This window comes from Pseudomonas sp. 05N433, assembly GCF_056396925.1.
The window spans coordinates 111,021-119,138 of the sequence record NZ_JBFTML010000006.1 but is presented as its reverse complement, the minus strand read 5'-3'; the positions used below and the strand labels follow the sequence as shown (position 1 = coordinate 119,138).

Annotated in this window: 5 protein-coding genes; all 5 read left to right on the top strand. The window is 61.4% G+C overall.

All coding sequences use genetic code 11. The features are described 5' to 3' along the window. The first annotated feature begins 151 nt into the window (after positions 1-151). The 5 genes from AC1DIS_RS04350 (at position 152) to AC1DIS_RS04330 (ending at position 8,061) form a co-directional block, all read left to right on the top strand. Positions 152-1,579, top strand: a complete 1,428-nt coding sequence (locus tag AC1DIS_RS04350) for a di-heme oxidoreductase family protein (RefSeq protein ID WP_111454719.1) — start codon at positions 152-154, stop codon at positions 1,577-1,579. 27 nt (positions 1,580-1,606) lie between these two features. Next, a complete protein-coding gene (locus AC1DIS_RS04345) occupies positions 1,607-2,671 on the top strand; it encodes an imelysin family protein (RefSeq protein ID WP_019651380.1) in 1,065 nt (354 codons plus the stop codon). Positions 2,672-2,685: 14 nt separating this feature from the next. Beyond that, complete coding sequence (locus tag AC1DIS_RS04340; RefSeq protein WP_018926579.1) at positions 2,686-3,783, top strand: DUF1513 domain-containing protein; 1,098 nt, start codon at positions 2,686-2,688, stop codon at positions 3,781-3,783. Between the two features lie 89 nt (positions 3,784-3,872). Continuing rightward, positions 3,873-5,021, top strand: a complete 1,149-nt coding sequence (locus tag AC1DIS_RS04335; RefSeq protein ID WP_086946095.1) for an efflux RND transporter periplasmic adaptor subunit — start codon at positions 3,873-3,875, stop codon at positions 5,019-5,021. A 13-nt stretch (positions 5,022-5,034) separates the two neighbouring features. Then, the gene (locus AC1DIS_RS04330; protein WP_477744532.1) at positions 5,035-8,061 is read left to right on the top strand and encodes a multidrug efflux RND transporter permease subunit; all 3,027 of its coding nucleotides are present in this window, start codon (positions 5,035-5,037) and stop codon (positions 8,059-8,061) included. Positions 8,062-8,118 lie beyond the last annotated feature (57 nt).

The window sequence follows — 8,118 nt, the reverse complement described above, 5'->3', positions numbered from 1 at the left end:
CCCTGTGGGAGCGTGGCTTGCCCGCGATGGGGGCGACGCGGTCTGACAACAAACCCTGCCTCACATCAACCAAACGATAATTCCTCTTATTCAAACTCCCCTGCCCTGTTAGACTTTGCGCCCTTGTTTTGCTCGTCTTGCAGGATGTCCGATGCCCACGCTGCCTCTTCGCTTGTCTGCACTGTTGCTGGCCCTGGGCCTGAGTGCCTGCGATGACGCCCCGCGTTTTACCCAGGCCGAACCTGGTGAAGCCCGGTCCGGTGGCAGCGCGACAGTGCGCAAGACCGATAAGAACGCATTCTCCTTGCCCTCCGCCAATCTGCCGCCGTCACGACGCGTCGACTTCAGCGTCGGCAACAGCTTCTTTCGCAGCCCCTGGGTGATCGCGCCGTCGACCACCACCGCCCGCGATGGCCTCGGCCCGTTGTTCAATACCAACGCCTGCCAGAACTGCCACATCAAGGACGGGCGCGGTCATCCGCCAACGCCCGATGCGCCGAATGCGGTGTCGATGCTGGTACGCCTGTCGATCCCCAATGCCCCCGCCTACGCCAAGGTCATCGAACAACTGGGCGTGGTGCCGGAGCCGGTCTACGGCGGCCAGTTCCAGGACATGGCGGTGCCCGGCGTCGCCCCGGAAGGCAAGGTGCGTGTCGATTACACGCCGGTCCCGGTACGCTTCAAGGACGGCAGCGAAATCGAGTTGCGTAAACCAATCTTGCAGATGACCCAACTCGGCTACGGCCCGATGCACCCGGACACACGTTTCTCGGCGCGCATCGCACCGCCGATGATTGGCCTGGGCTTGCTTGAAGCGATTCCCGACGAGGCCATCCTGGCCAACGCCGAAGCCCAGGCCCGGGAGAAAAACGGCATCGCCGGGCGGCCGAACCGGGTCTGGGACGACGCGCAGCAGAAGACTGTTCTCGGACGATTTGGCTGGAAAGCCGGGCAACCGAACCTCAATCAGCAGAATGTTCATGCGTTCTCTGGTGATATGGGCCTCACGACCAGCCTGAAACCCATTGATGACTGCACCGACGCCCAAACTGCTTGCAAACAGGCGCCCAACGGCAATGGTCCCGATGGCGAGCCGGAAGTCAGCGACAACATTTTGCGTCTGGTGCTGTTCTACAGCCGTAACCTCGCCGTGCCGGCCCGTCGCGATGTTGGCGCACCTGAGGTGCTGGCCGGCAAGAATCTGTTTTTCCAGGCCGGATGCCAGTCCTGTCACACCCCTCAATACACCACCGCCGCCAACGCCGCGGAACCTGAATTGGCCAATCAAGTGATTCGCCCTTACAGCGATCTGCTGCTGCACGACATGGGCGACGGTCTGGCCGACAACCGCACCGAGTTCCAGGCCAGTGGCCGCGACTGGCGTACGCCGCCGTTGTGGGGCATCGGCCTGACGCAGACGGTCAGCGGACACACCCAGTTTTTGCACGACGGCCGCGCCCGCAACCTGCTCGAAGCCGTGCTCTGGCATGGCGGCGAGGCAAAAGCGGCGCAACAACAGGTTTTGTCTTTCAACGCCGAGCAGCGCGCGGCGTTGCTGGCGTTTTTGAATTCCCTTTAATACGTATTCCTTCAGCGGGAGCCCGACATGTTCCGTCCCAAATTATTGTTCACCAGCCTTGCCGCCCTCGCCCTGGGCGCCTGTTCGCCCCAGGATCCGCAAGCGGTCACCTCGGCGGCCATCGCCAAGCAAGTGATCCTGCCGAGCTACAGTCGTTGGGTTGAAGCCGACCGGCAATTGGCGGTCAGCGCCCTGGCGTTCTGCCAAGGCAAGGAAACCCTGGACACCGCTCGCGCCGACTTCCTGCACGCGCAAAAAGCCTGGGCCGAGTTGCAACCGCTGCTGATCGGGCCGCTGGCCGAGGGCAACCGTTCGTGGCAGGTGCAGTTCTGGCCGGACAAGAAAAACCTCGTCGGCCGTCAAGTCGAGCAAYTGGTCACTGCGCAGCCGCAGATCGATGCTGCCGCCCTGGCCAAGTCCAGCGTCGTGGTGCAAGGCCTCTCGGCTTATGAATACATCCTGTTCGACAGCAAGATCGACATGGCCGACAGCGCTCAGAAAGCCAAATACTGCCCGCTGCTGACCGCCATTGGCGAGCGTCAGAAGCAACTGGCCGAAGAGATCCTGTCGCGCTGGAACACCAACGACGGCATGCTCGCGCAGATGAGCAAATTCCCCAACCAGCGCTACGCCGACTCACACGAAGCGATCGCCGATCTGCTGCGTGTGCAAGTGACTGCACTGGACACCCTGAAGAAAAAACTCGGCACGCCGATGGGCCGTCAGAGCAAGGGTACGCCACAGCCATTCCAGGCCGATGCCTGGCGCAGCCAATCGTCGCTCAAAGGCATGGAAGCAAGCCTGAGCGCTGCGCAAACCGTCTGGGTGGGTGTCGACAACAAAGGCCTGCGCGGTCTGCTGCCGAACGAGCAAAAACCGTTGGCCGACAAGATCGACGCGGCCTACGCAGCGTCCCTGAAACTGCTTGCCGGCAACCAGCGCTCGCTGACCGACATGCTCACCGACGATGCCGGTCGCCAGCAGCTGAACGACATCTATGACAGCCTCAACGTTGTCCACCGCTTGCACGAAGGCGAACTGGCCAAGGCGCTGGGCATCCAACTGGGCTTCAACGCCAACGACGGCGACTGATGAGGGCAAGTGCCATGCTGCGACGCCAGGCTCTGACGTTAGGGAGTTTGCTGCTGGGTGCGGTGACACTGGGCGGCTGGACGCTGTTCAAGCAAAAGGACAAAAGCCCGCTGCTGCTCTCGGCGCGGGACGACGGTGACGGCAAGCACTATGCCGTCGGTTATCGACTGGACGGCACCCGGGTGTTTGCCACCCAGGTCGGTCAGCGCTGCCATGACATCATCAACCACCCGACACTGCCGATTGCGCTATTCGTCGCTCGGCGTCCGGGCACCGAGAGCTACCTGATCGACCTGCGCGACGGCACGCTATTGCAAACCGTGGTGTCGCAGCCGAACCGGCACTTCTACGGTCACGCGGTGATTCACCAGAGCGGTGACTGGTTGTACGCCACCGAGAACGACACCTCCGATCCGGGCCGTGGCCTGCTTGGTGTGTATAAGTTCGAAGGTGAGCGACTGGTGCACAGCGGCGAAATTTCCACCCACGGCGTCGGCCCGCATCAGGTGTCGTGGATGCCCGATGGCGAGACGCTGGTGGTGGCCAACGGCGGCATTCGCACCGAGGCCGAAAGCCGGGTCGAGATGAACCTCAATGCCATGGAGCCGAGCCTGGTGCTGATGCAACGCGACGGCACGCTGCTGAGCAAGGAAACACTGGCCCAGCAGATGAACAGCGTGCGGCACTTGGGTATCGCCAGTGACGGCACCATCGTCGCCGGTCAGCAGTTCATGGGCGATGCTCACGAGTCTTCGGAGCTGCTGGCAATCAAGCGTCCCGGTCAACCGTTCGTGGCCTTCCCGGTGCCTGAGCATCAGTTACAGGCCATGGGGCATTACACCGCCAGCGTTGCCGTACACAGCGAACTGCGCCTGGTCGCCCTGACCGCGCCGCGGGGCAACCGCTTTTTTATCTGGGACCTGGACAGCGGTGAAGTACGCCTGGATGCACCGCTTCCCGATTGCGCCGGGGTCGGTGCCGTGGCCGACGGGTTTGTCGTGACCTCGGGTCAAGGCCGTTGCCGGTTCTACGATTGCCGCCAGACAAACCTTGTTGCAAAACCTCTGGAATTGCCTGCGGGGCTCTGGGACAACCACCTTCACCTGATCTGAACACGCAACCTGTAGCAGCTGGAATCCCCTTCGCAGTGGGAGTAATGTTTTCGCCTGTCTCACCTGATTTTCTCCAAGGAAATGGAAATATGCTGCGTCGCCGCATGCTGATCATGTTGGGTGTTGTCCTGCTAATCGTGCTGGTCCTGGCCGGTTACAAAGCCTTCTCCATCTATACGATGATGAAGGGCTTCTCTGTACCGAAACCACCGATCAGCGTCGCCGTGGCCACCGCCACCGAACGTCCGTGGCAAAGCCGTTTGCCAACGGTCGGCACCCTTACGGCGCTGCAAGGGGTCGATCTGAGCCTGGAGGTCGACGGCACCGTCAAGGAAGTTCAGTTCGAGTCAGGACAGAAGGTCAAGGTCGGTCAGCCGCTGCTGCAACTCGACAGCGCCGTGGAAACCGCCCTGCTGGCAACCGCCCAGGCCGACCTGGGACTGGCGCAACTGGATTACGGTCGCGGCAGCCAACTGGTAGGCAGCCAGGCTATTTCCAAAGGTGAGTTCGACCGACTCTCGGCGGTATTGCAAAAGAGCCGGGCCACGGTCAATCAGCTCAAGGCGGCGCTGGAGAAAAAACGAATCCTCGCACCGTTCAGCGGGACCATCGGTATTCGTCGGGTAGACGTCGGCGACTACGTGGCCAGCGGCACGATGATCGCCACCCTGCAAGACCTCAGCAGCCTCTACGTCGACTTCTTTGTACCCGAGCAGGACGTGCCGAAGATCACCCTCGGCCAATCGGTACAGGTCATTGTCTCGGCCTACCCGACGGAAACTTTCCCCGGCACCGTCAGCGCCATCAACCCGAAGGTAGAAAGCAGCACCCGCAACGTGCTGGTGCGCGCGACCCTGGCCAACCCCGATGGCAAACTCCTGCCGGGGATGTTTGCCAGCCTGCAGGTGTTGTTGCCCGACCCGCAGCCGCACATCGTGGTGCCGGAAAGCGCGATCAGCTACACCCTTTATGGCAACTCGCTGTATGTCGTCGCGCAGAAAAAGGCCGAAGACGGCAGCCTCGAAAAAGACGACAAGGGCGAACCGGTTCTGATCGCCGAACGACGCTTCGTCGAAACCGGCGAGCGCCGCGACGGGATGGTCATGATCACCAAAGGCGTGCAGAACGGCGAAAAAGTGGTCACGGCTGGTCAGCTCAAACTGGACCACGGCGCGCACGTTGCCATCAGCGACGACAAGACCCTGGCTGAGAAGAACAGTCAGCCACGCGCTGACTGATCAAGGAATCCCCATGGCTTTTACCGATCCGTTCATCCGCCGCCCGGTGCTCGCCACCGTGGTCAGCCTGTTGATAGTGCTGCTGGGCTTCCAGGCCTGGAGCAAGTTGCCGCTGCGCCAATACCCGCAAATGGAAAACGCCCTGATCACGGTGACCACCGCTTATCCCGGAGCCAACGCCGAGACCATCCAAGGCTATATCACCCAACCGATGCAGCATAGCCTGGCCAGCGCCGAGGGCATCGACTACATGACCTCGGTCAGTCGCCAGAACTTCTCGGTGATCTCGATCTACGCGCGCATCGGTTCCAACACCGACCGCCTGTTCACCGAACTGCTGGCCAAGGCCAACGAGGTCAAGAACCAGCTGCCCCAGGACGCCGAAGACCCGGTGCTGAGCAAGGAAGCCACCGGCGCCTCGGCGCTGATGTACATCAGTTTCTTCAGCAACGAGCTGAGTAACCCGCAGATCACCGACTACCTGTCCCGGGTTATCCAGCCGAAACTGGCGACCCTGCCGGGCATGGCCGAAGCCGAGATTCTCGGCAACCAGGTGTTCGCCATGCGCCTGTGGCTGGACCCGGTGAAGCTCGCCGGTTTCGGCCTGAGCGCCAGCGATGTGACCAACGCCGTGCGCCAGTACAACTTCCTCTCCGCCGCCGGCGAAGTGAAAGGCGAGTACGTGGTCACCAGCATCAACGCCAACACCGAACTCAAGTCCGCCGAGGCCTTTGGCGCAATTCCGCTCAAGGTCGACGGTGACAGTCGTGTGCTGTTGCGAGACGTGGCGCGGGTCGAGATGGGCGCGGAGAACTACAACACCATCAGCTCCTTCGGCGGCACACCTTCGGTGTACATCGGCATCAAGGCCACACCCGGCGCCAACCCGCTGGACGTGATCAAGGAAGTGCGCAAGATCATGCCGGACCTGGAAGCCCAGCTGCCGCCAAACCTCAAGGGCGAAATCGCCTACGACGCCACGCTGTTCATCCAGGCCTCCATCGACGAGGTGTTGAAAACCCTGTTCGAAGCGGTGCTGATCGTGATTGTGGTGGTGTTCCTGTTCCTCGGCGCCCTGCGTTCGGTGGTGATCCCGGTGGTGACCATTCCGCTGTCGATGATCGGCGTGATGTTCTTCATGCAGATGATGGGCTACTCGATCAACCTGCTGACCTTGCTGGCGATGGTCTTGGCCATCGGGCTGGTGGTGGACGACGCCATCGTGGTGGTGGAAAACATCCACCGGCACATCGAAGAAGGCAAGACACCGTTGGATGCGGCCATCGAGGGCGCACGGGAGATCGCCATGCCGGTGGTGTCGATGACCATCACCCTGGCGGCGGTCTATGCGCCGATCGGCTTCCTGACCGGCCTGACGGGGGCGTTGTTCAAGGAGTTCGCCCTGACCCTGGCCGGGGCGGTGGTGATTTCCGGTGTCGTCGCTCTGACGCTGTCGCCGATGATGTGCGCCATGCTGCTGCGCCACGATGAAAACCCCAGCGGCCTGGCCCATCGCCTGGACGTGATCTTCGAAGGCCTCAAACGCCGCTACCAGCGCGTGCTTCACGGCACTCTCAACACCCGGCCGGTAGTGCTGGTGTTCGCGGTGATCGTGCTGTGCCTGATTCCAGTACTGCTCAAGTTCACCAAGTCGGAACTGGCGCCGGACGAAGACCAGGGCGTGATCTTCATGATGGCCAACGCCCCGCAACCAGCCAACCTCGACTACATGAACGCCTACACCGACGAGTTCGTCGCCATTTTCAAGGAGTTTCCCGAGTACTACTCCTCGTTCCAGATCAACGGCTTCAACGGCGTGCAATCGGGGATCGGCGGCTTCCTGCTCAAACCCTGGAATGAACGCCACCGGACCCAGATGCAGATCCTGCCGCTGGTCCAGAGCAAACTGGAAAGCATTCCCGGGCTGCAAATATTCGGCTTCAACCTGCCGTCCCTGCCAGGCACCGGCGAGGGCTTGCCGTTTCAATTCGTGATCAACTCGGCTAACAGCTACGAGGCGCTGCTGCAGGTGATGGACCGAGTGAAAAAAAGAGCGATGGAATCCGGCAAGTTTGCTTTTGTCGACGTCGACCTGGCCTTCGACAAGCCCGAAGTCGTGGTGGATATCGATCGCGCCAAGGCTGCGCAGATGGGTGTGTCCATGCAGGACCTGGGCGGTACTCTTGCGACGATGCTGGGCGAGGCGGAGATCAACCGGTTCACCATCGAAGGTCGCAGCTACAAGGTCATCGCTCAGGTGGAACGGCCCTACCGCGATAACCCTGACTGGCTGAACCATTATTACGTCAGGAACACCAAGGGCGAACTGCTGCCCCTGTCGACCCTGATCACCGTGACCGACCGCGCGCGGCCGCGTCAGTTGAACCAGTTCCAGCAACTCAACTCGGCGATTCTTTCCGGGGTCCCGCTGGTCAGCATGGGTGAAGCCATCGACACCGTGCGCCAGATCGCCCGGGAAGAGGCTCCCACGGGTTACGCCATCGACTATGCCGGTGTCTCACGGCAATACGTTCAGGAAGGCAGCGCGCTGTGGGTCACCTTCGCCCTGGCCTTGGCGATCATCTTCCTGGTGCTGGCGGCCCAGTTCGAAAGCTTCCGCGATCCGCTGGTGATTCTGGTGACTGTGCCGCTGTCGATCTGTGGCGCATTGATCCCGCTCTTCCTCGGCTGGTCGAGTATGAACATCTATACCCAGGTGGGGCTGGTGACGTTGATCGGACTGATCAGCAAGCACGGGATCCTGATCGTCGAGTTCGCCAACCAGTTACGCAAGGAGAAAGGCCTGACACCTCGCGAAGCGGTAGAGGAAGCGGCGGCCATTCGTCTGCGCCCGGTATTGATGACCACGGCGGCAATGGTGTTCGGCATGGTGCCGTTGATCATCGCCACGGGCGCGGGAGCCGTCAGCCGGTTCGACATCGGCACGGTGATCGCAACGGGGATGTCGATCGGGACGCTGTTCACCTTGTTCGTGCTGCCATGCATTTACACATTGCTGGCCAAACCCGATAAACCTTAACGTCAAAAAGCAAAAGGCCTCGCAATTGCGAGGCCTTTTATTTGGGCTTCAATCTGT